This is a genomic window from Marinobacterium aestuariivivens (assembly GCF_042661465.1).
Lineage (GTDB): Bacteria > Pseudomonadota > Gammaproteobacteria > Pseudomonadales > Balneatricaceae > Marinobacterium_A > Marinobacterium_A aestuariivivens.
The window spans coordinates 5,695,033-5,714,898 of the sequence record NZ_JBHSWE010000001.1 but is presented as its reverse complement, the minus strand read 5'-3'; the positions used below and the strand labels follow the sequence as shown (position 1 = coordinate 5,714,898).

Sequence of the window (19,866 nt, the reverse complement as noted above, 5' to 3'; positions counted from 1 at the left end):
GCTGTGCACAGCCGGCGATTTCTGCGTAACGGTGGATAAGCTTCAGGACATCGCGAAGCCGGGGTAACCCTCGGCCGCGATTTCGTCGCAACGCTTGTGGTAATTGCCTACCCCGCCGATGTAGGAGAGCAGGCGGCGCGGCTTGCCATCCACGTTGGAGCCCATGTACCAGGAGTCGGTTTTGACCACCAGGGTCTTCGATGCCACCTCGTCGTGATGCTCGACCCAGGCATCCTCGAACGCCTTGGTGGCCTCCACCGTCTGCTTGCCGTTTCTCAGGGCATGGTCGATACAACCGGTGATCCAGTCGACCTGCTGTTGCAGGCAGGTGGTCATGTTGCACAGCGCGGCGGACGGTGCCAGCGGGGCGCCGGTGGTGAACAGGTTCGGATAGCCGTAGACCTGCAGCCCCATGGCGGTACGGATCTCTTCCTGCCACTGCTGTTTCAGCGCGCGGCCGTCGCGACCACGGATATCGATGCGGCTCAGTGCACCGGAGCCGGCATCGAAGCCTACCGCCAGCACAATGACATCCACCTCATGGATTTTGCCGTCGGCAGTACGGATTCCCTCGGGGACGATCTCTTCAATCGGTGCCGTGCGGCAGTCCACCGCCTCCACATTGTCCTGCAGATAGACTTCGAGGTACTTGTTCTCCAGCGGTACGCGGTGGGTGCCGAAGCCGTAGTCGGTTGGGATCAGCAGGTCGCACAGTTTGGGATCGTTATGCAGACGTGCTCGCATCTTGTCGCGGACGAATTTGGACACCTCTTCGCTGACCTCTTCGTCGTAAAAGATTTCCGGGAACGTCGCCAGCCACAAGGACAGCGAGCCCTCCAGCCAATGTTGTTCCAGAATGTCGGTGCGCTGCTGCCGAGTCAGGTCGGCCCAAGGCGGGGCTTCGAAGTCGTAATCGAAGCCGGCGAAGGTCTGGCGTACGCGGGCTTTCAACTCATGGAATCGCTCGCCCCACTTCGCCCAATTCTCCTTGGAGTACTTGTAGTTCTTCATCGGTACGATGTACTGCGGGGTACGCACGAACACCTTCATCGAGCCTACCTCCGGCGCGATGGACTGGATCACCTGGATACCGGTGGCGCCCGTGCCGATGACTGCGACCCGTTTACCCTTGAAGTCCACACCCTCCTTGGGCCACAGACCGGTGTGGTGGATCTCGCCGTGGAAGCTGTCCTGGCCGGGGAAGCGGTCTTTCAGCGGCGCGGAGAGCATGCCGCAGCAGGCGATCAGGAACTGGGTATCGATGGTTTCGCCGGTATCGGTGGTGACTGTCCAGCGCCCGGCGTCTTCGTTGTAGTGGGCGGACGAGATACGGGTGCTGAACTGGATATCCTTTTTCAGGTCCAGGCGGTCGGCCACGTGATTGAGCCACCGCTCGGTTTCCGGCTGGGCCGGGAAGCGCTCGCTGGGCTGCCAGGATTTATACAGCTCCTCCGAGAACCAGTATTGATAGATCTCCGCCTGGGAATCGAAACGGGCGCCGGGGTAGCGGTTCCAGTACCAGGTGCCGCCGACACCGGTGCCGGCTTCATAGCCGCGTACATTCATTCCCATCTCGCGTAATTTGTGCAGCTGGTACAGGCCGGCGACACCGGCACCGATCACCATGGCGTCGAGTTGGGTGACTTGGGCGTTGGGGGTCTTGGTCAGGGTTACTTGCGTAGTCATGGTGCACTCTCTTTTTTGATGTTTATGACGAGTCACGAGATGCCCCGCATCAGGGGCGCCCGCACCATCCGCAGAGGGCGTAATCGAGCAGGCATGGGAAGAAGATACCCAGAGCGTCGGTGCAGTTCTTGAACGAATGCGTGGAAGTTTTGAAGGAAACGGGGTGAATCCAGGATTTCCGGTGACAGTATGCCTGTTTCCCTTATCATCAATTAGGCTTTGTGCCGAATGCGACCATTTTGGTTTGCGTCGATCGGATGAAAGTTTTTTCAAATAAGAACTGAAGTCAATAATATGTCATTCAATTAATAATCCATTAAAATGATGAGCCAAAAACTCTCCACATACTCGTAACTTTGCCGAGAGATGAGGAGGTCTGACTTTTGCTTACGCGGCTTTCTCTAACCTTATGCCTGTTTTGTGCCGTTAACCGGTATAGAGTTTAATGGTGCCGTTCGCTTCGCTCAGTGGACCCTGCGTCTGAAGATGGCACCTTCATCCCGTTAGAGCAGAAAATTGCTTCTGCGTTTTTTGCATCGAGGCGGGGCGGCCTTCCGCCGTCCATGGCGATAAGCCGGCGAGCATTGGGAGTATTTTCCGATAAGCCCCGTCGGGGAGCGAGGCATGGGTGCCGAGCCGCCGATCCGGTTGCTCCCCGACCTGCACTGGACCAAGCTGTAGAAGGAGCTTGATCATGGAGGTATCTTGGTTCGAACCAGGCTGCATGCCATTCCAGGAACGGACATGCAACCGCAAGCCTTGAAAACGGTAAGCAGACACCATGAAAAATATTACAGACATTCATGAAATCATCGGTGCCGGTGAGATGGCCAGCATTGAAAACACTCATTCAGAGGAGCTTTCGATCAGCTTGATTTGCAGTGACGGATGTCAGCTGGATTTTGAACTGGCACCGGGTCAGATTCTGGAACTGTCGGCGGGCCGGTTGGACGCGAAAGTCGTCCTGCATCACGGTGACCCGGCTAACCTTTTGATAATCAAGCCTGAATCTGCATCCTGAAAAGCCGGATAATACTTGATAAATAAAAATGAAATATATTCAAGCAGTGACTAACGCATTGTTTAACTTAGCGTTAGGTTGAAACTTCAACTTTCGGAAAGGCCGTTACCGCGGCGCAAGCCTGGTCAGGCCGAGATGCTCGCTTCAGGATGTTCGGCGCGTTGCGCCGCGTTTTTCTGGAAAACGCGCCCTGGTATTCAGGATGAGCCCTTGATCAGGTCGCCAGCAGGCTGGGAGTCGCAACATCATGTCAAAGCCCTATCTGGATGTTCACCCCGAGGTGGCGGCGGCCGTGGCGGCCAATCAGCCGGTGGTGGCGCTGGAATCCACGATCATTGCCCATGGCATGCCCTGGCCGCGCAATGTGGAGACGGCCCTGAGGGTCGAGGAGGCGGTGAGAGACCAGGGTGCGATACCGGCGACGATCGCCATTCTCGACGGGCGGCTGACAGTGGGGCTCGAGCGGGGACAGATCGAGCGCCTCGGCAGGGAGGGGCGCCAGATGGCGAAGGTGAGCCGTCGGGACATTCCCTTTGTCGTCGCGGCAGGCAAGAGTGGTGCAACGACCGTGGCGGCGACGATGATCCTGGCGGCGATGGCCGGGGTGCGAATCTTCGCCACCGGTGGCATTGGCGGCGTACACCGGGGAGCCGCGCATAGCTTCGATATCTCGGCCGACCTGCAGGAGCTGGCCCGGACCGACGTCGCCGTGGTCTGCGCCGGAGCCAAGTCGATCCTGGATCTGGGGCTGACGCTGGAGTATCTGGAAACCCGGGGTGTGCCGGTGGTGGGTTACCGAACGGACAGGTTGCCGGCGTTTTACAGCCGCGACAGTGGCCTCAGGGTCGATTATCGCCTCGACACGCCCGAGGCGATCGCAGGGGCCCTGCGTGTCAAATGGGAGCTGAACCTGAAAGGCGGGGTGGTGATCGCCAATCCGATTCCCGAAAAGTATGCGATGCCGGCAGCGGTGATCGATGCGGCGATCGAGCAGGCGCTGCGGGAGGCCGACGAGCAGGGGATTCAGGGTAAGGCGACGACGCCTTTCCTGCTGGCGCGGGTCGCGGAGCTGACCGGCGGCGACAGCCTGGCGTCCAATATCCAGCTGGTCCTGAACAATGCGCGCCTGGCGGCGCAGGTCGCGGTGGCCTGTTGCAGGCATGAGGGGACTTGAAGCCCCTGGTCATGACGACAGGGTCTTTACGCCTTACGCCTCACGAGCGACAGGCGTGGAATTCGCACCGGGGCGGCGCTCCTACCGCCCTGTTACACTTTGTTACTTTTCCTTGCGTAAGTTTACCCCTATCCCGGCAGCGCTTTGATACCTTGGTTCATGCCGAATGTCGGGCTGCAATGGCCCCGTCGTTGATAACAATAAATCGGGACATCACAACATGAACAAGCTCAAAACCTGCCTTTCCGGTCTTGCCCTGTCTGTCGCCTGTGCCACCGCCTCCGCCGGTGAAGTCGAAGTCCTGCACTGGTGGACGTCCGGCGGGGAAGCGGCCGCCATCAATGTACTCAAAAAGGAAATGGAAGACGCCGGTCATGCCTGGAAGGATTTTGCCGTGGCTGGCGGCGGCGGTGAATCCGCGATGACGGTGCTCAAGTCCCGCGCCATTTCCGGCAACCCGCCGTCGGCGGCCCAGATCAAGGGTCTGGATATCCAGGAGTGGGGGAGCTCGGCTTCCTGTCGCCGCTCGATGAAGTGGCCGAATCCGGTCAGTGGGACTCGCTGCTGCCGGCGGTGGTCAGCGATGTGATGAAGTACGACGGTCACTATGTCGCCGTACCGGTCAATGTGCACCGGGTGAACTGGCTCTGGGCCAATCCCGAGGTGTTCAGAAAGGCCAACGTCGAGATTCCGACCAGCTGGGAGCAGATGATCCAGGTGGCGCCGAAACTGAAGGAGGCCGGCTTCGTGCCGCTGGCCCACGGTGGTCAGGCCTGGCAGGACGCGACGCTGTTCGAGGCGATCGCGCTGGCCGAGGGCGCCGATTTCTACCGCAAGGCGTTCGTCGAACATGACGAGGCGACGCTCAGGGGCGACACCATGGTCAAGGTGTTCAACACCTTCCGGCAGATGCGCGACCTGATCGACAGCGACGCCAGCGGCCGTGACTGGAACGTCGCCACCTCGATGGTGATCAACGGCGAGGCAGCGATGCAGATCATGGGCGACTGGGCCAAGGGCGAGTTCACCGCTGCCGGCAAGAAGCCCGGCACCGACTATGTCTGCCTGCCGGCGCCGGGTACCGCCGACATGTTCACCTTCAACATCGACAGCCTGGCAATGTTCCGGCAGAGCGAGGAGAGCCGCGAGGCGGCACAGCAGGACCTCGCACGCCTGGTGATGGAGCCGAAATTCCAGGAAACCTTCAACCTCAACAAGGGCTCTATTCCGGCCCGTCAGGGCATGGACCGGACGCCCTTCGACAGCTGTGCCCATGACTCCATGGATGCCTTTGTCGCCAGCGCCGAGCACGACAGCCTGGTGCCGAGCATGGCCCACGGCCTGTCGACCACCTCCCGCGTGCAGGGCGCGATCTACGACGTCGTGACCAACTACTTCAATTCCAGCGACATGAGCGCCGAAGACGCGGTCGAGAAGCTGGCCCGCGCGGTCAACGCCAGCCTTTAAGGGGCGCCTTCAAAGGTGTGGGGGCTGCGCGGCGTCCGGTCGCGCAGTCATTCGCGGGCAGTACCTGTCCGCCGACAATCCTCTCAACGGTAATCCGTCATGACTGAACAATCTGTATCGCTGCCCGCAACAGGGGCGGCGCGGCCCGTTGCACGCCGGCTGCCGGACCGGCTCGCCGACTGGCTGCCGAAAATCGTACTGGCACCTACGGTCGTCATTACCCTGGTCGCCGTCTACGGCTACATGATCTGGACCGGCCTGCTGTCGTTGACCAACTCCCGTATCCTGCCGGTATGGAAGTTCATCGGCACCGAACAGTACGGCAAACTGTTCGCCAACGAGCGCTGGAGTGTCGCGGTCGAGAATCTGATTATCTTCGGCGGGCTTTTTATCCTGGTCTGCCTGGTGATCGGCGTCCTGATGGCCATCCTGCTGGATCAGAAGATTCGCGCCGAGGGCGCGTTGCGCACCATCTACCTCTATCCGATGGCGATCTCCTTCATCGTCACCGGTACCGCCTGGAAATGGCTGCTGAATCCGGGCCTGGGCCTCGAGAAAACGCTGCACGACTGGGGGTTCGAGAGCTTCAGCTTCGACTGGCTGGTCAATCCCGACATGGTCGTTTATTGCCTGGTGATCGCCGCCGTCTGGCAGTCCTCCGGGTTCGTCATGGCGATGTTTCTTGCAGGTCTTCGAGGTGTCGACCAGGACATGGTCAAGGCCGCCCAGCTCGACGGTGCCTCGATGCCGAAGATCTATCGCCGCATCATACTGCCGAGCCTGAAGCCGGTGTTCTTCAGCGCCTTCGTGATCCTGTCCCATATCGCCATCAAGAGCTTCGACCTGGTGATGGCGCTGACCGGAGGCGGCCCGGGCTATGCGTCGGACCTGCCGGCGACCTTCATGTACCAGCATGCCTTCACCCGCGGCCAGATGGGCCTCGGTGCGGCCAGTGCCATGGTGATGCTCGGTGGCGTGCTGGCGATCCTGGTGCCCTATCTCTATTCGGAGCTGCGGGGTAAGAAACATGGTTAAGTCGCAACACACGGGCCTCTATGCCATTGCGTGCGGCCAGAAGAGCCCCGGCGCGGCCAGTGGCTTCGTGATGCTCGGCGGCGTGCTGGCGATCCTGGTGCCGCAACCACACTCGGAGTATTCGGAGCTGCGGGGTAAGAAACATGGTTAAGGTACAACAGACTCTTAATCAGCGCCTGCTGCGCTACGGCCTCTATGGGATTCTCGGCGTTGCCGCGCTGGTCTATCTGATGCCGCTCTGGGTGATGCTGCTGACTTCGCTCAAGGATGTCGAGGAGATCCGCAGCGGCACGCTGTTCTCGCTGCCGGGCAGCCTCAATTTCGACGCCTGGAGCAAGGCCTGGAACGGCGCCTGCACCGGCAGTACCTGCGAGGGGATCGCGCCGTACTTCGCCAACTCCTTCCGGATCGTGATCCCGGCGGTGGCGATCTCGACACTGATCGGCGCCCTCAACGGTTATGTGCTGTCGATGTGGCGCTTTCGCGGCAGCGAGCTGCTGTTCGGCGCCATGCTGGTGGGCTGCTTCATCCCGTTCCAGGTGATCCTGCTGCCGATGGCGCGCATGCTGGCGACCTTCGGTCTGGCCAACACCACCACCGGCCTGGTGGCGGTGCACGTCACCTACGGCATCGCCTTCACCACGCTGTTCTTCCGCAATTTCTACATTGGGCTGCCGAGGAGCTGATCGCGGCGGCACGTCTCGATGGCGCCGGCTTCTTCTTCATTTTCCGCCGCATCGTGCTGCCGCTGTCGACGCCGATCATCGTGGTCTGCGTGATCTGGCAGTTCACCCAGATCTGGAACGATTTCCTGTTCGGCGTGGTGTTCTCCGGCGGCGATACCCAGCCGGTGACGGTGGCGCTGAACAACCTGGTCAATACCAGCTTCGGCGGCAAGGAATACAACGTCGACATGGCCGCGGCGCTGATGGCGGCGCTGCCGACGCTGGTGGTCTATGTGCTGGCCGGCAAATATTTCGTCCGCGGTCTGACCGCCGGTGCCGTCAAGGGCTGAGAGAACAATAAGAGGTGTATGAAAATGGCTAACCTGACTATCGACAATGTCATCAAGACCTACGGCCAGACCGAGGTGCTAAAGGGCATCAATATCGCCATCAACAAGGGCGAGTTCCTGATCCTGGTGGGGCCATCGGGCTGCGGCAAGTCGACGCTGATGAACAGCATCGCCGGGCTCGAGGATGTGACCGGCGGCCGCATTCTGATCGGTGATGCCGATGTGACCACGGCGGCGCCCAAGGACCGCGACATCGCCATGGTGTTCCAGTCCTATGCGCTTTATCCGAACATGTCGGTGCGCGAGAACATCGCCTTCGGCCTCGAGATCCGCAAGGTACCCAAGGCCGAGCGCGCAGCGGAAGTGCAGCGGGTCGCCAGTCTCCTGCAGATCGAGCACCTGCTCGACCGCAAGCCGGGCCAGCTTTCCGGCGGTCAGCGTCAGCGCGTCGCCATGGGGCGGGCGCTGGCACGCCGGCCCAAGCTCTATCTGTTCGACGAACCGTTGTCGAATCTCGACGCCAAGCTGCGGGTCGAGATGCGCACCGAGATCAAGAAACTGCACCAGCGTCTGGGCACCACCATCGTCTATGTCACCCACGACCAGATCGAGGCGATGACGCTGGCCGACCGCATCGCGGTGATGCGCGCTGGCGAACTGCTGCAGCTGGGGACCCCGCAGGAGATCTACGACGACCCGGCCAACCAGTTCGTTGCCGGCTTCATGGGCTCGCCGGCGATGAACTTCGTGCGCTGTCGCCTGGTGGCGGGCGACAGCGGACTCGGTGTCGAGATTCGGGACGGGCAGGGCAATCCGGCCTGGCTGCCGGTGCCCAATGCGGAGCGCCTCAGTGGCCATACCGGCAGGGAAGTGGTGCTGGGGATCCGCCCGGAGATGATCACCGATCCGGTGCCCCACAAGGCCGGCGAGGCGCTGGTGCGCCAGGTACCGATGCAGGTGCTGGTGACCGAGCCGACCGGTGCGGACACCATGCTGGTCACCGAAATCAACGGTGTCGAGACCAACTGCCGCATCAACCCGGGCTACAGCACGCCGGTCGGACAGGTAGTGCCCCTGATGTTCGACATGAGCAAGGCGGTGTTCTTCGATCCCGAGACCGAGGAGCGCCTGGATCGGGGTTAAATATAATGTAGGTCGGGTAGAGGCCCGCAGGGCCGAAACCCGACAATGGCCGAAAGCCGGCACTGAAGTGTTCCCAGACCCGAGGAGAAACGATGCCCTACCAGGCCGACGAGAACCGCTACGAACGGATGCACTACAACCGCTGCGGGCGCAGCGGCCTGAAACTGCCGGCCCTGTCGCTGGGGCTGTGGCAGAACTTCGGCGAGGATGCGCCCGTCGATCGGGCGCGGGATATCTGTCGCACCGCCTTCGATCTGGGGATCACTCATTTCGATCTGGCGAACAACTACGGTCCGCCGCCGGGCTCGGCGGAAAGCTTTTTCGGACAGCTGCTGCGGACCGATTTTGCCGGCCATCGTGACGAGATGATTATCTCGACCAAGGCCGGCTACCGGATGTGGCCCGGCCCCTACGGCGAATGGGGTAGCCGCAAGTCGCTGCTCGCCAGTCTCGATCAGAGCCTCAGGCGTCTCGGTACCGACTATGTCGATATCTTCTATTCGCACCGCTTCGACCCCGAGACGCCGTTGGAAGAGACGATGGGGGCGCTCGACAGCGCGGTGCGCCAGGGCAAGGCGCTCTATGTCGGCATTTCGTCCTACAACTCGGCCCGCAGCTATGAAGCCGTGGCGATCCTCAGGGAGTTGGGGACCCCCTGCCTGATTCATCAGCCGAGCTATTCGATGCTCAATCGCTGGATCGAGGACGACGGCCTGCTCGAGACCCTTGACGAACTGGGTTGCGGTTCCATCGTCTTTTCGCCGCTGGCCCAGGGCATGCTGACCGACAAGTATCTGGGTGGCGTGCCGGTGGGCAGCCGGGCCGCCCGCGAGGATTCGCTGCGGCCGGCTTTTCTGACCGGTGAAAATCTCGGGCGGATCCGGGCGCTGAACGAGATCGCCCGTCAACGCGGCCAGTCACTGGCCCAGATGGCGATCGCCTGGGTACTGCGTGGCGGCCGGGTGACCTCCGCACTGATCGGTGCCAGCCGGCCGGAGCAGGTGACCGACAGCGTCAGGGCGCTGGAGCGGCCCGATTTCACGCCTGAGGAACTGGCCGAGATCGACCGTTACGCCACCGACGGCGGCATCAACCTCTGGGCACAGTCGTCGGAAGGATAACTTACTGCTTGGCGATCGGAATCGGATCCGTCCGGACCGACTCCGAATAGGCCCTGCCGTTGCTGTCCGGACCGGGCAGCAGCCTGACCAGATTGCGCGCCGACTCCTCGACGACGGACGTGAAGGTAATGGTCTTTTCACGGCCGGTTTCCTCGGCAAGGTTCAGTTCCTCGACGCCTTCCCATGCAATGCTGCCGTCATGGCTGTCCCATATCTGCACGAACAGGCGGATATTGGCGTGGGTGGTCTGATAGACCCGGAAGCCCAGCATGCTGAAGCGTCCGCGCGATTCCTGGCGGAAGTTGGCCAGGTTGAGCTGTACCAGGTAGCGGGCATTGGCGGCCTCACCGATCTTTTTCAGCGAAGTGCGGTTGAAGATACCGGTCTCGCGGTAGTCCTCGAACATCCGGTTGTACTCGGAAGCCAGCCCCGCGCGGTTGATTGCACCCAGGGTCTGGGGCAGATCGACGACGCGGATATCGGGACGCTTTTCCGCCAGCGTCTTGGCGAACACGAATGCCAGTACCTGCTTGTCCTCTTCCTGCCCGGTGATGGTCGACGGGCTGATAAAGGCCATGCCCTGGTGGCTCAGGGCATCATTTCGCAGTGAAATATCGTTGTGCTGAGCCGACGAGTAGTTCTGATTGAAGCTGCAGCCGGCAATCAGCGTGGCGGCGGCCAAGCACAGCATGAGCGGCAGTGCTCGCCAGGCTGGCAGTCCCATGGCCGTGTTCACTTGCGGGGTATGGCTTCTGTCTGACTGGTACATACAACTTTCCCTCCGGGTCCGTTTCGGTACGGTAGCGCCTGGCTGCCGGGTGTTCCTGACTTCAGTGCCTACAGTGTAGCCCTTCGCCGGCAGGGGCGAGAGCCGTTGCCGGCGGCGGTAAAAAGCTGGCGTCACCTGCCGTGATTGCCCAGAATGACGGCGACAGTGGAGGAGCGATCGCATCGAGATGGACACCGACAAACGCAGAATCTGGGCCTGGGCCCTGTACGACTGGGCCAACTCCGCCTTTGCCACCACGGTGATGGCCGGATTCTTTCCCATCTTCTTCAAGCAGTACTGGAGTCAGGGGCTGCCGGCGACCCAGAGCACCTTTCATCTGGGCATGGCCAATGGCCTGGCCAGCCTGCTGGTGGTGGTGCTGGCGCCGGTGCTTGGCGCCATCGGCGACCGGGGTGGTGTGCGCAAGCGGCTGCTGATCTTTTTTGCCTTTCTCGGCATCCTGATGACCGGCAGTCTGAACTGGGTTGCAGAAGGGCAGTGGTTGCTGGCAGCGGCGCTGTTCGCCTGCGGCATCGTCGGCTTTTCCGGCAGCATCGTCTTCTACGACGCGCTGATCGTCGGCATCTGTCCGGACCGGGACCGCGACCGGGTCTCGGCGCTGGGGTATGCCCTGGGCTATCTCGGAGGCGGGCTGCTGTTTTCCGTCAACGTCTGGATGACGCTGCAGCCAAAGTTCTTCGGCCTGGCCGACAAGGCCCAGGCGGTGCAGCTGTCTTTCGTGATGGTCGCAGTCTGGTGGCTGCTGTTCTCGCTGCCGCTGTTCTGGCTGGTCGAGGAGCCGCCGGTCGTTAACCCCCGTTCCGGCTGGGGCGCCGTCCGGGCGGGGTTCAGGCAACTGCGCGAAACGCTGCGTCATATCCGCCGGCTGCGCCAGGTGTTCTGGTTCCTGCTGGCCTACTGGCTCTATATCGACGCGGTCGACACCATCATCCGCATGGCGGTGGATTACGGCGTGGCGCTGGGCTTCGATACCGACAGCCTGATCGTGGCCCTGCTGATCACTCAGTTCGTCGGTTTTCCCGCGGCACTGCTGTACGGTTACCTGGGCACCCGGCTGGGGGCGAAGTGTGGCATTCTGATCGCCATCGGCGTCTATATCGGCGTGACCTTCTACGCCTTCTACATGGATTCGGTCACCGAGTTCTATGTGCTGGCGATCGTCGTCGGCCTGGTGCAGGGCGGGATCCAGGCGCTGAGCCGTTCCTTCTACAGCCGACTGATTCCGCCGGAATGCGCCGGGGAGTTCTTCGGCTTCTACAACATGCTCGGCAAGTTCGCGGCGGTGATCGGGCCGATGCTGGTAGGCTGGGTGGCATTGCTGACCGGCAGTTCGCGATACGGCATTCTGTCGGTGGTGATCCTGCTGGTGGCGGGGGCCTGCTGTTGCTGCGGGTCGACGGCCGCGGCGGGCGCATGGGGGCTGATGTCGACCCTGGAACGGGATGAGCGGACGGGTAGGGTGGATCGAGGCCGCAGCGCCGGATCCACCCTCGGAGTACTGGCAGGGCAGCCCGTAGCCTGGAATGAGCCCGCGGGCGAATTCCGGGATTCGAATTCGCGGACGACGTCGGAATTCGCAACTTCGTTGCTCATTCCAACCTACAATCCGTGCGAGGTGATCCGCATCGGCCGTAGGATGGCGCTGAGCGCAGCGAACGCCAGGGAGGTCGGGAGGCCGCCCCGCGGGCATGCCGGCATTGTGCAGGAGCTTTTGCCGGCGAAGCTCATCATATCAATCTTATGCTTTCGCCGGGCAAGCGGTGGCGTGGGCCTGGCGCTCCGACTGGAGGTCGAACAGGCCGTAGCGGGCCACGACCAGGAAGCAGGCGGCCGGCACGACGAAGGACAGGGTGGCACCCAGGCATCGATCATGGCGCCCTGGAACAGCGGCATGATCGCCCCGCCGAGGATCGCCATGACGAGGCCGGCGGCGCCGAACTTGGTGTCTTCGCCCAGTCCCTGCAGGGCAATGCCATAGATGGTCGGGAACATCAGCGACAGGCAGCCGGAGATGGCGACCAGGGCCCAGACACCGGTGATATCCGGGCTGGCGGTCATGTACAGGCACAGAGCCGCGGCCAGGAATGACAGGCCGGCCAGCAGTTTCGAGGCGCGGACATAGCCCATCAGCCAGGTCATGGCGAAGCGTGCGATCAGGAACAGGATCAGGCTGTACTGCAGGTAGTCGCCGGCACGGGCTTCGTTGACCGAGAGCGCGTCCATCACGTACTGGATGGTGAAGGTCCAGACGCAGGTCTGGGCGCCGACGTTAAAGAACTGCGCGATGACGCCGAAACGGTAGTGGCGGTTGCGCATCAGGCGGCCCAGGGTGGCGCCGAAATGGACATCGCGGCTATGGGCGACCACCTTTTCGCGAGCCGGGCGGATACGCAGCAGGGCGATTGCGATCCAGATCAGCACCAGTACAAAGGCCATGCCGACATAGGGCACCATGACGGCATCGAGTTCGGCGGTCTGGATGGCCTGCAGCTGCTGTGCCGGCATCGCTGCTCGCTGTTCGGCGGTGGCCGGGTTGAGCTGGGTCAGGATCAGCGCTGCACCGAGGAAGACGCCGATATTGCAGCCCACCGGATTGAAAGCCTGGGCCAGGTTCAGACGGCGCGTGGCATTGTCGACCGGCCCCATGGCGATCACGAACGGATTTGCCGAGGTTTCAAGGATGGACAGACCGGCTGCCAGCACGAAAAGCGCGGCGAGAAAATAGCCGTAGCTCATCGACTGGCTGGCCGGATAGAACAGAAAGGCGCCGCCTGCGGCGAAGCCGAGGCCGACCAGCACGCCGGTCTTGTAGGAAAAGCGGCGGTTGATGAAGGCCGCCGGCAGTGCCAGGCAGAAGTAGGCGCCATAGTAGGCGAATTGAACCAGCGCGGATTGCAGCGCGCTCATCGTGAAGATCTTGCTGAACACCTTGACCAGCGGGTCGGTCATGTTGGCCGCGACGCCCCAGGCGGCGAAGCAGGTGGTCAGCAGGATGAAGGGGACTATCATGTCCCGGAAAACCATCGGCGATTTGTTGTTCATGGTTGCCTTGCCTCTTGTCTTTTTCGAGCGGTGCGCAGAGCGCCGCCGGCTGCAGGCCTTGAAGGATTTCAGCATCGATTGCACCATCCGAATAAAAACCGCAGATGAACGCCCGGTGCGGGCTTTGAAATATTTGTAATCCGAATGGCTGCAATGCGGCCCGGGTTTGAGCGATGGCTGGTTGACTTTTGATCAATGTGCTGGTGGTATAGCCACCAGTTGTGTACCTTGGTCGTACTGTACCCTTGAGAGGATCCTGATGTTTTGGAAAGCACTGGCGCTGCTGGCGGCTGGCATGGCTCCCGCCGTTGGCGCCGAAGAGTTCGATACGCACGTCGATATGCTCAGCAGGGATGCCGCGACCTTTTATGTGCAGGGCGCGATCGGGGGCCTGGGGGCCGTCGACCTGATGGTCGATACCGGCTCCGGCTACATGACGATCAACGAAGAAATGCTGAGCGAGCTGAAGCGGCAGGGCGGGGTTCGCTATCTCAGCCAGGTGCGCGGGCGGCTGGCGAACGGGGACGAACTGTCGGTGCCGCTCTATTCGATCAGCCGGGTCAATATCGGCGGCAACTGCTGGCTACGGGATGTCGAGGCGGCGGTCTTTCCGGGCGGTACCCGCGCGATTCTCGGACTCAGTGCCCTGAAGCAGGCCTCGCCCTTCATCTTTTCGATGGATCCTCCCCGCCTCGTGCTCAGTCATTGTGCCGGCAGGGCCGAGATTGCCGAGTCCTGACCGGCAATAGGCGGCCCGGCAGGATCGAAGCCGGGTCGACTTCGTCCTCTGTTACGGTCTCTGGTTTTCTTTGGCCACAGGTGAGCGCAGATGATAGCCTTCGGCGTTGTCGTCGGTGATCGGGCTGCGCACCTCGTAACCCTTGTCTTTCATCATATAGCCGGCGGTGCCTCCGACGGCGGCACCGGCCACAAAGCCACAGCCCTGCAGCATCATGACGCTGCAGAGAATGGCGATGGCCGGACCCAGTACGGTTTTCATCGGATTGAACCTCCCGCCCGGACTGCGGGGAGCAACCCCGCCGGCCGGGCCTTTGCTTGTGTCGGCCTTGCAGATACAACCGATCAATAGGTGCCGCCGGACCCTTCAGGCGGTTGAGTCATCGGCTGATCGGGCTCGGGGATCGGCTCCTGCGGTTGCGACATTGGCGCCTCTTCGATCGGCACCTCTTCTTCGGGCACCGGTTCGAATGCGGAGAACTCGCTGAGGGGCCTGTCCGCCGGCTCAAGTTCTACGAAGGACTCCGGAGCGTATGCCTCCTGCTGTTGCAGCTCCTCTTCCGTCGCGCTGATCTCGACCTTGTCGCCGCTGAGCTCCAGCTTGTCGATCGGCACCGCGACTTTGTGGTCGCCGATACCCAGCACGCCGCCCGACGAGACCACGGCTTGGATATCCGAGTCCGTCTTGCTGCGCACGACCGTCTCGATCTTGCCGACCTTCTCACCGAGCGGATCGACCACTTCCATCTTCTTCAGCTCCTGCGGCGTCAGCTTTTGCAGGGGGCGTCCGTCGACGCCGTTTGCGGATCGTCGGTTCCCATCTGCTGCGGATCTTCGGTGCGGAGGCTTTCGTCCTGCGGGACGGGGGCGGGAGTGCCGAAACCGGCCGGGTCCTGCTGCATCTGTTCGGTACCGGTGGCCGGCATCGTCGTTTCCTCGTCCCCGGCAGCCCAGACGGGCACTGCGACCAGAGAGGTCAGTGCAGCCGCCAGCAGTGTTGTCTTGAATGGAACTTTCATTGCAGTCTCCTCGTTGCTTTGCTCTGTCGCCGGCTCGAACAGTCGGCACAGTGCTTCGGGTACTCAAAGAAGGACCAGCGAAAACCGTACCAGTCAGTTCCAAAACCTTGGGAAATTGCCGTTGGTGATCTGAGGATAAGCGCGTAAGCGGTTGATTGACGGGGATTTTATCTGCTGTTTCTGTGCCGGTTTGTCACTGCGGGAGACGGCGCCGGTCGTTCGAACCCTGAGCACCCGGTCAGGGGCACCGGCTCAGCGAACAGCGCAGATCCATGCGTAACTGCAGGATAACAAAAGAAAAAACCGGTCGAAGGTCTAGGCGCGGACGAGATGTTGTCTGTCGTTATAATGCGACTGCTATGTTTTCGAATAATCAATGATTTACCGCAACTCTTTGCGGAGTTGTCTGTATTTGGCGACTCTTTCGGCGCCGCCAGGGCGGCGCCGAAAGAGGGCGTTCAGTTCGCCAGCACCCGCTCGACCATCCGGCTCTGGCGGTCGGCCAGGTCCTCGGCATCGCGGTTCAGTGCCAGCGTGCGGCCGGCCTTGTGGACCACGCTTTCGGCGGCCTGGCTGATGGCGCGAATCTGGGCGTTGATATCGCCGGTCACCGCATTCTGCTCTTCGGCCGCGGTGGCGATCTGGGTCGCCATGCCCTTGAGCGCATCGACGGCCTGCAGGATGCCCTGGAGGCTGTCGCCGGCTGCCTGAATATTGCCGACGCTTTGGCTGCTCAGTTCCCGCCCCTGCTGCATGGAACCTGCAATCAGGCCGGTCTCCTGCTGGAGCGCGCCGATCATCTCGTTGATCTCGCTGGTCGAGGCCTGGGTGCGCTGGGCGAGCTTGCGCACCTCGTCGGCGACCACGGCAAAGCCGCGGCCGTTCTCACCGGCCCGTGCCGCCTCGATCGCGGCATTGAGCGCCAGCAGGTTCGTCTGCTCGGCGATATCCTTGATCACCTCGATCACCCGGCCGATGCTGTCGCTGCGTTGCGTGAGGGAGTCGACATTGCCGTTTATCCGCTCCATGGCGCTGTCCAGTTGCTGCATGCTGTCGATGGCACGGCCGACGATCTGGCTGCCCGTCCTCGCATCCTGCTGAACCGAATCCACCTGGTCGAGGGCTTCGGTGGTGGTGCGAGCGACCGACTCGGTAGTGCTGGCGAACTGCTCCATGGCGGTGGCCAGTTGCGTCAGGGAGTCCTGCTGCCGTTCGATCTCGCCGCTGGTTTCCTGCATCACACGGGTTGAATCCGCGGAGCTGCGGCGCACCGCGCCCGAGGTGTCCTGAATGCGGCGCAGGATGGCGCTGAGCTGGGACTGCAGCAGCCGCTGCGCCAGCTCCAGCTGGCCGATATCGTCGCTGGTGCCGGTATAGATCAGTTGCTTGAGGCGGTGGCTGACAAAGCGGCGGCTGTCGCGGATCTGGCGGGTCAGTTGCCGGGTCAGCAGCCAGCTTCCGCCGGCGGCCAGCAGCAGTGACAGGCCGACAAGGGCGATTTTGGCCGGCATTGCCATCGGGATCAGCGCCGCGGCCGCCGCCGGTGCGAGGGCAATCAGCGTCGTGCCCAGGCTGCGCCAGCTGACCGGAACGGCGGGAAAGCGAAGTTCCGGAGGTTCCTTGCCCAGCTTGCGCAGCTCGTAGATCCGTTCGGCCCGTCGTACCATCTCGATACTCGGCGAGCGGTAGATGCACTGGAATTCCACCAGTTCGCCATTGGCGAAAATCGGAATGATATAGGTGTCGACCCAGAAGGCTTTGCCCGAACGGTTGCGGTTGCGCAACATGCCCATCCAGGGTTTTCCGGCGAGTATCGTTGTCCAGAGGTCCTTGTAGGGCCCGGGGGCATGTCCGGATCCCGCAGCAGCGAGATGTTGTGGCCGATCAGTTCGTCCGGCGGGTAGCCCGAGAGGCCGATGAAATCGTCGCTGGCATAGCGGACATGACCCTTGATATCCGTGACGATGATGTAGACGCCTTCCTGGTCAGGCAGTCCGATGTTGTTATTGTATGCGTTCACTCGAGCATTCCTGGCTGGTGTCAATGCAGCCTTGGTATAAAGCAGAACGCGGTGCAATGCAAACCCTTGAGGACAAAAGGGTAATTAATTTGACTGCCTGTCCACGACGATGGCAGGCCAAAAGGCGACGGCCGCCTTCAGCCCTGATACAGGCGCGACCGTTAAGGTAGAATGCTCCATCCCTGCAGGACGTTAGGGCCACCTTTCATGGCAGATTTCAAAACCCATACCGTTACGGCCGCCGTGATCAGCGCAGGCCTGTCCGTGGCCGCGCTGGTGACGGGGCTGGCGGAGCTGCGCGAAGCCCTGCTCTACTGTCTGGCCGGTACCCTCGGCGGGCTGCTGCCCGATATCGATGCCGACGAGTCGATTGCGATCAGGCTGGTATTCCGGCTGTTCGGAGCCCTGGTGGCGGGTCTGGTGCTGATGCACTGGATGACGACACTGCCGCTCTGGCAGGTGCTGGGGCTGTCGGCGCTGGGATTCCTGGCGGTGCGCTATCCCCTGATGTGGCTGTTCGCCCAGTACACCGTGCACCGCGGCCTGCTGCACAGCCTGCTGGCCAACCTGCTGTTCGCCGCAGCGGCGCTCTGGCTCGGGTATGGGCTGTTCGGACTCGAGGCGCGCGTGGCCTGGGGCGTCGGCGGCTTCGTCTTTGCCGGCGCGACCCTGCATCTGCTTCTCGACGAACTCTACAGTGTCGATCTGTCGGGGATGCGTATCAAGCGCTCTTTCGGTTCGGCGCTGAAGCTGACCGACTGGGGACAGCCGCTGCCGTCACTGCTGTTGTTGCTGGGCTGTGCCGGCCTTTTCTGGATGGCACCGGCCAGCGGGGCTGGCTGCCGCAGTTCGACGATATCCGGGAAGCGGGCGTGCCGGCCGGCACTTTTTTCACCTGGCTGCAGCGGGGGCTCGCAAACCTGTTCCAGCACCTGAGCTGAGATTGACACATGGACAACAATGGCAGGCCGGCGCTGGCCGGATTTCATCACGTCGCCCTGATCTGCTCCGATTATGCCCGCTCCCGTGACTTCTATGTCGAGCGGCTGGGGCTGCGCATCATCGCCGAGCACTATCGCGCCGACCGCGAGTCCTGGAAGCTCGATCTGGCGTTGCCCGACGGGGCTCAGCTCGAGCTGTTCAGCTTTCCGGGCGCACCGCCGCGCCCGAGCTATCCGGAGGCGCAGGGGCTGCGGCATCTGGCTTTCGCGGTCGGGGACCTCGCTCGCTGGGTGGCCTATCTGGAATCCCTCGATGTCGGCTTGGAGCCTGTTCGCATCGACGAGTACACCGGCCGCCGTTTCTGTTTCTTCCAGGATCCCGACGGCCTGCCGCTGGAGTTGTACGAGGTGCCTGGGATGCGCTGATTTTTTGCGGCCTCGCGGTCCCTTTTCGCCACGAATCGCTGTCAGGGGATGGCATTAAGGGTAATCCCTGATACGCTGGCTGCCTCTGTTTCGCCAGGAGTTCAAGCCATGTCCCGTGCCCTGATCGTCGCCGCCGCCAGGACCGTCGATGCTGTCGGTTGCCAGCAGCACTGTCACGACCTCGAATCCCGTATAGCGCGGCTGGGTATTCGCATCCATGAGCTTGTGATCGAGCCGCTCAGTGCCGACTGGCACAGCCCCGAGCCGGAGGATCATTTTCGCAGCGGTTGCGCCCCGATCGAGGCGCTTGCCCGCGCCCGGAGCCTGATCGGGGAGGGCATCGAGGCGGTGGTGATCCGCGGCGAGGACCTGATCAAGAGCGACTACGGGCGTGACGAGCGCCTGCGGCTGATGGCAGTCTATGGCGAGCATTACCCGCTGACCCTGGCCTACAATGACCTGGCCGGCGATTTTCTCAAACGCCACCGGGGCGACGAGCAGCAGTTCCGCCAGATCGCCCGGGCGCTGTTCGACAACTATAAGCTGAGTTACCGTCACGCCCTGGCGGATGACTACTCCCCGATCTGTTGCCCGACGAGCGCTGGCACCGGCCGCTGACCTCGCTGTTTCGTGGCGTCGACTGTGCCAATCCGCTGGTCGACTTTTCCGGCCGTCTGCTGGTCTGCAGCGAGTCGCTGGCCCGCAGGCTCGAAGTCCCGGCCCAACAGTGCATCGACATTCCCGGGGTGGGGCTGGCGCGGCTCGATGGCGACGGTCCCGACTATCTGCAGCAGATCGCCGGCTACGACCACTTGCGCCAGGCCTATCGCGATGGCTGCGAACAGGCCGGCATCGACTTCGCCGCGCACTTTCGCGCCGGCGAGGCGCTGCTCGAGGCCTACACCTGCTATCCGGTCGTGCCGATGGCATTTCTGCTCGCCAGCGGACTGGTCGACCTGCTGGACGAGATACCGGCGTTTCTCGCACGGCACAGCATCACCATTACCGGTGGCATGAACCTCGCCCGCGGCGCCTGGAACAATCCGGCCCTGAACGCGTTGATCAGCATGCATCACCGGCTGCTGGAGGGGCCGGAGCGGATGGGCCTGGTGCATGGCAACGGCGGTCTCGGGTATCGCCGGTGGCGCTGCTGGCCCGGGCCTCTGCCTGAGCGCTGTCCGGGCGGCGGTGACAGCGGCTATTCTTGATAACGCCTTGGCCAAAAGAG

General features: G+C 62.3%; 19 protein-coding genes and 4 pseudogenes. 15 read left to right on the top strand and 8 right to left on the bottom strand.

What is annotated here, in order from left to right; all coding sequences use genetic code 11:
- Positions 1 to 42: 42 nt before the first annotated feature.
- Positions 43 to 1,686, bottom strand: coding sequence for a flavin-containing monooxygenase (locus ACFQDL_RS30080; protein WP_379912587.1), 1,644 nt, complete (start codon positions 1,684 to 1,686; stop codon positions 43 to 45).
- Between the two features lie 781 nt (positions 1,687 to 2,467).
- Between ACFQDL_RS30080 and ACFQDL_RS30075 the strand changes: the two genes are divergently transcribed.
- The 8 genes and pseudogenes from ACFQDL_RS30075 to mgrA all read left to right on the top strand — a co-directional run bounded on the left by ACFQDL_RS30075 (position 2,468) and on the right by mgrA (position 9,662).
- Positions 2,468 to 2,707, top strand: a complete 240-nt coding sequence (locus tag ACFQDL_RS30075; RefSeq protein WP_379912585.1) for a hypothetical protein — start codon at positions 2,468 to 2,470, stop codon at positions 2,705 to 2,707.
- 247 nt (positions 2,708 to 2,954) lie between these two features.
- Positions 2,955 to 3,881 (top strand): pseudouridine-5'-phosphate glycosidase, encoded by a 927-nt coding sequence (locus ACFQDL_RS30070; protein ID WP_379912583.1) that lies wholly within the window; start codon positions 2,955 to 2,957, stop codon positions 3,879 to 3,881.
- A 220-nt stretch (positions 3,882 to 4,101) separates the two neighbouring features.
- Positions 4,102 to 5,348: pseudogene (locus tag ACFQDL_RS30065) on the top strand (ABC transporter substrate-binding protein).
- 99 nt (positions 5,349 to 5,447) lie between these two features.
- Complete coding sequence (locus tag ACFQDL_RS30060; protein WP_379912581.1) at positions 5,448 to 6,383, top strand: carbohydrate ABC transporter permease; 936 nt, start codon at positions 5,448 to 5,450, stop codon at positions 6,381 to 6,383.
- A complete protein-coding gene (locus ACFQDL_RS30055) occupies positions 6,376 to 6,534 on the top strand; it encodes a hypothetical protein (protein WP_379912579.1) in 159 nt (52 codons plus the stop codon). Before ACFQDL_RS30060 ends, ACFQDL_RS30055 begins: the two co-directional genes overlap by 8 nt.
- Positions 6,527 to 7,398: pseudogene (locus ACFQDL_RS30050) on the top strand (carbohydrate ABC transporter permease). The gene ACFQDL_RS30055 and the pseudogene ACFQDL_RS30050 overlap by 8 nt, the downstream one beginning before the upstream one ends.
- A 24-nt stretch (positions 7,399 to 7,422) precedes the next feature.
- A complete protein-coding gene (locus tag ACFQDL_RS30045) occupies positions 7,423 to 8,541 on the top strand; it encodes an ABC transporter ATP-binding protein (RefSeq protein WP_379912577.1) in 1,119 nt (372 codons plus the stop codon).
- Between the two features lie 92 nt (positions 8,542 to 8,633).
- Positions 8,634 to 9,662 (top strand): L-glyceraldehyde 3-phosphate reductase, encoded by a 1,029-nt coding sequence (gene mgrA / locus ACFQDL_RS30040; protein ID WP_379912575.1) that lies wholly within the window; start codon positions 8,634 to 8,636, stop codon positions 9,660 to 9,662.
- Position 9,663: 1 nt separating this feature from the next.
- Here the strand turns inward: mgrA and ACFQDL_RS30035 are convergent, their stop codons facing one another.
- Positions 9,664 to 10,353 (bottom strand): hypothetical protein, encoded by a 690-nt coding sequence (locus tag ACFQDL_RS30035; RefSeq protein ID WP_379912573.1) that lies wholly within the window; start codon positions 10,351 to 10,353, stop codon positions 9,664 to 9,666.
- 265 nt (positions 10,354 to 10,618) lie between these two features.
- Between ACFQDL_RS30035 and ACFQDL_RS30030 the strand changes: the two are divergent.
- Positions 10,619 to 11,773, top strand: a pseudogene (locus ACFQDL_RS30030) (MFS transporter); the annotation flags it as partial.
- Between the two features lie 278 nt (positions 11,774 to 12,051).
- Here ACFQDL_RS30030 and fucP read toward each other — a convergent pair.
- Positions 12,052 to 13,461 carry an L-fucose:H+ symporter permease gene (fucP, locus tag ACFQDL_RS30025; protein WP_379912571.1) on the bottom strand — a complete coding sequence of 470 codons (1,410 nt, stop codon included), beginning with the start codon at positions 13,459 to 13,461 and terminating at the stop codon, positions 12,052 to 12,054.
- On the opposite strand from fucP, the gene ACFQDL_RS30020 reads away from it, so the two are divergent.
- The gene (locus ACFQDL_RS30020) at positions 13,460 to 13,633 is read left to right on the top strand and encodes a hypothetical protein (protein ID WP_379912569.1); all 174 of its coding nucleotides are present in this window, start codon (positions 13,460 to 13,462) and stop codon (positions 13,631 to 13,633) included. The genes fucP and ACFQDL_RS30020 overlap by 2 nt on opposite strands.
- 120 nt (positions 13,634 to 13,753) lie before the next feature.
- Entirely contained in the window at positions 13,754 to 14,233 is a 480-nt protein-coding gene (locus ACFQDL_RS30015) for a retropepsin-like aspartic protease family protein (protein WP_379912567.1), read from the top strand.
- 51 nt (positions 14,234 to 14,284) lie between these two features.
- Here the strand turns inward: ACFQDL_RS30015 and ACFQDL_RS30010 are convergent, their stop codons facing one another.
- From ACFQDL_RS30010 to ACFQDL_RS29990, 5 genes and pseudogenes are all read right to left on the bottom strand, one after another.
- Positions 14,285 to 14,494, bottom strand: coding sequence for a hypothetical protein (locus ACFQDL_RS30010; protein WP_379912565.1), 210 nt, complete (start codon positions 14,492 to 14,494; stop codon positions 14,285 to 14,287).
- Positions 14,495 to 14,577: 83 nt separating this feature from the next.
- On the bottom strand, positions 14,578 to 14,979 hold the full coding sequence (locus ACFQDL_RS30005; protein WP_379912563.1) for a PRC-barrel domain-containing protein: 402 nt from the start codon (positions 14,977 to 14,979) through the stop codon (positions 14,578 to 14,580).
- 20 nt (positions 14,980 to 14,999) lie between these two features.
- A complete protein-coding gene (locus ACFQDL_RS30000) occupies positions 15,000 to 15,251 on the bottom strand; it encodes a hypothetical protein (RefSeq protein WP_379912561.1) in 252 nt (83 codons plus the stop codon).
- Between the two features lie 458 nt (positions 15,252 to 15,709).
- Positions 15,710 to 17,044, bottom strand: a complete 1,335-nt coding sequence (locus ACFQDL_RS29995) for a methyl-accepting chemotaxis protein (protein WP_379912559.1) — start codon at positions 17,042 to 17,044, stop codon at positions 15,710 to 15,712.
- A 68-nt stretch (positions 17,045 to 17,112) separates the two neighbouring features.
- Positions 17,113 to 17,271: pseudogene (locus tag ACFQDL_RS29990) on the bottom strand (PAS domain S-box protein); the annotation flags it as partial.
- Between the two features lie 207 nt (positions 17,272 to 17,478).
- On the opposite strand from ACFQDL_RS29990, the gene ACFQDL_RS29985 reads away from it, so the two are divergent.
- The 4 genes from ACFQDL_RS29985 to ACFQDL_RS29970 all read left to right on the top strand — a co-directional run bounded on the left by ACFQDL_RS29985 (position 17,479) and on the right by ACFQDL_RS29970 (position 19,846).
- Positions 17,479 to 18,207 carry a metal-dependent hydrolase gene (locus ACFQDL_RS29985; RefSeq protein ID WP_379912557.1) on the top strand — a complete coding sequence of 243 codons (729 nt, stop codon included), beginning with the start codon at positions 17,479 to 17,481 and terminating at the stop codon, positions 18,205 to 18,207.
- Positions 18,208 to 18,221: 14 nt separating this feature from the next.
- Positions 18,222 to 18,638, top strand: a complete 417-nt coding sequence (gene gloA2, locus ACFQDL_RS29980) for an SMU1112c/YaeR family gloxylase I-like metalloprotein (protein ID WP_379912555.1) — start codon at positions 18,222 to 18,224, stop codon at positions 18,636 to 18,638.
- A 108-nt stretch (positions 18,639 to 18,746) separates the two neighbouring features.
- A complete protein-coding gene (locus ACFQDL_RS29975; protein ID WP_379912553.1) occupies positions 18,747 to 19,256 on the top strand; it encodes a hypothetical protein in 510 nt (169 codons plus the stop codon).
- The gene (locus tag ACFQDL_RS29970; protein ID WP_379912551.1) at positions 19,226 to 19,846 is read left to right on the top strand and encodes a hypothetical protein; all 621 of its coding nucleotides are present in this window, start codon (positions 19,226 to 19,228) and stop codon (positions 19,844 to 19,846) included. Before ACFQDL_RS29975 ends, ACFQDL_RS29970 begins: the two co-directional genes overlap by 31 nt.
- Positions 19,847 to 19,866: the final 20 nt, after the last annotated feature.

Excerpts from the sequence above, each read along its gene's own strand:
- ACFQDL_RS30075 (WP_379912585.1), top strand. The coding sequence starts at position 2,468 with ATGAAAAATATTACAGACATTCATGAAATCATCGGTGCCGGTGAGATG.
- ACFQDL_RS30000 (WP_379912561.1), bottom strand. The coding sequence starts at position 15,251 with ATGAAAGTTCCATTCAAGACAACACTGCTGGCGGCTGCACTGACCTCT.
- gloA2 (WP_379912555.1), top strand. The coding sequence starts at position 18,222 with ATGGACAACAATGGCAGGCCGGCGCTGGCCGGATTTCATCACGTCGCC.
- ACFQDL_RS29995 (WP_379912559.1), bottom strand. The coding sequence starts at position 17,044 with ATGGGCATGTTGCGCAACCGCAACCGTTCGGGCAAAGCCTTCTGGGTC.
- fucP (WP_379912571.1), bottom strand. The coding sequence starts at position 13,461 with ATGATAGTCCCCTTCATCCTGCTGACCACCTGCTTCGCCGCCTGGGGC.
- ACFQDL_RS30035 (WP_379912573.1), bottom strand. The coding sequence starts at position 10,353 with ATGCTGTGCTTGGCCGCCGCCACGCTGATTGCCGGCTGCAGCTTCAAT.
- ACFQDL_RS30010 (WP_379912565.1), bottom strand. The coding sequence starts at position 14,494 with ATGAAAACCGTACTGGGTCCGGCCATCGCCATTCTCTGCAGCGTCATG.
- mgrA (WP_379912575.1), top strand. The coding sequence starts at position 8,634 with ATGCCCTACCAGGCCGACGAGAACCGCTACGAACGGATGCACTACAAC.
- ACFQDL_RS30045 (WP_379912577.1), top strand. The coding sequence starts at position 7,423 with ATGGCTAACCTGACTATCGACAATGTCATCAAGACCTACGGCCAGACC.
- ACFQDL_RS30015 (WP_379912567.1), top strand. The coding sequence starts at position 13,754 with ATGTTTTGGAAAGCACTGGCGCTGCTGGCGGCTGGCATGGCTCCCGCC.
- ACFQDL_RS30055 (WP_379912579.1), top strand. The coding sequence starts at position 6,376 with ATGGTTAAGTCGCAACACACGGGCCTCTATGCCATTGCGTGCGGCCAG.
- ACFQDL_RS30080 (WP_379912587.1), bottom strand. The coding sequence starts at position 1,686 with ATGACTACGCAAGTAACCCTGACCAAGACCCCCAACGCCCAAGTCACC.
- ACFQDL_RS29985 (WP_379912557.1), top strand. The coding sequence starts at position 17,479 with ATGGCAGATTTCAAAACCCATACCGTTACGGCCGCCGTGATCAGCGCA.
- ACFQDL_RS30005 (WP_379912563.1), bottom strand. The coding sequence starts at position 14,979 with ATGGAAGTGGTCGATCCGCTCGGTGAGAAGGTCGGCAAGATCGAGACG.
- ACFQDL_RS30060 (WP_379912581.1), top strand. The coding sequence starts at position 5,448 with ATGACTGAACAATCTGTATCGCTGCCCGCAACAGGGGCGGCGCGGCCC.
- ACFQDL_RS30070 (WP_379912583.1), top strand. The coding sequence starts at position 2,955 with ATGTCAAAGCCCTATCTGGATGTTCACCCCGAGGTGGCGGCGGCCGTG.
- ACFQDL_RS30020 (WP_379912569.1), top strand. The coding sequence starts at position 13,460 with ATGTCCCGGAAAACCATCGGCGATTTGTTGTTCATGGTTGCCTTGCCT.
- ACFQDL_RS29975 (WP_379912553.1), top strand. The coding sequence starts at position 18,747 with ATGTCCCGTGCCCTGATCGTCGCCGCCGCCAGGACCGTCGATGCTGTC.